2 protein-coding genes are annotated in these 1,656 nt (G+C 64.5%); both read right to left on the bottom strand.

Features of this window, described 5'->3' with window-relative positions:
- Nucleotides 1-131: disulfide bond formation protein B (locus tag RJQ10_RS16335; RefSeq protein ID WP_350148445.1), on the bottom strand; the 131-nt coding region annotated here is incomplete at its 3' end.
- Nucleotides 132-217: 86 nt separating this feature from the next.
- On the bottom strand, nucleotides 218-1,656 hold a 1,439-nt coding region (gshA, locus tag RJQ10_RS16330), incomplete at its 5' end, for a glutamate--cysteine ligase (RefSeq protein WP_350148444.1).

Raw genomic sequence — 1,656 nt, 5'->3', positions numbered from 1 at the left:
CGCTGGGTCATGCACAGCGGGCAGGGGTTGAGTCCCACCTGGTACTCGAGGTACCAGGCGAACAGCATGGCGCACAGGGCCAGCAGCGCGAGTCCGAGATACACCAGGCGGGGGGAGAGAGCTTGCAACATGGCGGGGAGGTTCCTTGTGACTGGAGCGATGCCAACGCTGATGACGGTACGTTAGGTGGTTTGACCACGCCTCGCAAGAGCCGTTCTCAGAACAGGGTCCGGTACTGGCCGAAAAAGCGCGCCAGGTACTCCTCAAAGCTCAGCTCGTCTGCCGCTTCGATTTCCCGCTGGGCGGCCAGGGACTGTCTTGTCTCGTTCTCGAACCGTCGGGCGCTCGCCGCAGGCAGGGCGCGCTGGTGGAAGTGGCGGCCCCACTGTTCACTGTAGCCCATGGCCAGACGGAAGAAGGGCAGGTCCCGCTCGCGCATCTCACGCAGTACCCGCGCCGAGGGGGTCAGCTCGGGGTCGTTCACCCGCGCCTGCTGCACTGCCAGGGACTCACGGTACAGGCCACTGTCATGGGCGCTGTCGAGCAGGTCGGCGATGCCGGTCATGCTTCCCAGCAGGCCACTCGCCAGTTCGGTCAGCGCAGCATTGCCGGCCGGGGTTTGCAGCTGCAGGCCCGGCTCGCGGCCGCGGTTGACCACCGCCTCCAGGTTGGCAGCCTGCGTGGCCTGTTCCTCATCGTCGCAAGCCGGGCTGTCTTGCAACAGGCAGTACATGAGGAAAGTATCGAGGAAGCGTATCTGTTCGGCGTCGACTCCCAGGGGGGCAAAGGGGCTGACATCTATGCAGCGGATTTCCACGTATTCGATTCCGGCCCGGCACAGGGCGGCCAGCGGTGCCTCGCCAGAGCGGGTGACCCGTTTGGGCCGGATCGTGCTGTAGAACTCGTTTTCGATCTGCAGCAGGCTGTCGTTCAACTGCTGGTAGTCACCGTCCTGGCCGGCGGGGAACGCCTGGTAGGGCGGGTGCGGGTGCATAATGGCATCGCGGAGGGCCTGGACATAGTTGCCCAGCGAGTTGTAGCAGACCTTGAGGCCCTTCTGTGCCTCGCTGTTATAGCCCAGGCCGCCCATTCTCAGTGCAGTACCGTAGGGGCGGTGCAGGGTGCGGCTCTTGTCGTCGAGGGGTTCCAGGCCGTGGTCATCGCGGCCGCGGAGGAAGCTGGCACACACCGCGGGCGAAGCGCCGAACAGATAGATCAGCAGCCAGGAGTGGCGGTGGAAGTTGCGGATCAGGCCCAGGTAGCGCGCGGTTACGTAGTCCTGCAGCGATTCCGGCCGGCCAGCGTCATCCCAGGCCCGCTGCCAGTACTCCGCTGGCAACGAGAAGTTGTAATGGATACCGGCAATGGTCTGCATCAGGCGGCCGTAGCGGTGACCGAGCCCGTAGCGGTAGACCTTTTTCATCCGCGCGACATTGGCGCTGCCGTACTCGGCCACCGGAATGCTGTCGTCGCCGTTGACGATGCAGGGCATGCTGGAAGCCCACAGCAGCTCGTCGCCGATCTGGCTGTAGGTGAAGCTGTGAACGTCGGCCAGGGTGTCCAGGCAATGCTCAATGCTGGTGTCGACCGGGGTGATGAATTCCAGCAGGGCCTCGGAGTAATCGGTGGTGATGGAGGGGTGGGTCAGTGCCGAGC

This window comes from Haliea sp. (assembly GCF_040222615.1).
In the GTDB taxonomy this organism is placed as follows: domain Bacteria; phylum Pseudomonadota; class Gammaproteobacteria; order Pseudomonadales; family Halieaceae; genus Haliea.
Note: the sequence above shows the minus strand (reverse complement) of the source record. Positions and strands in the feature narration are given on the sequence as shown.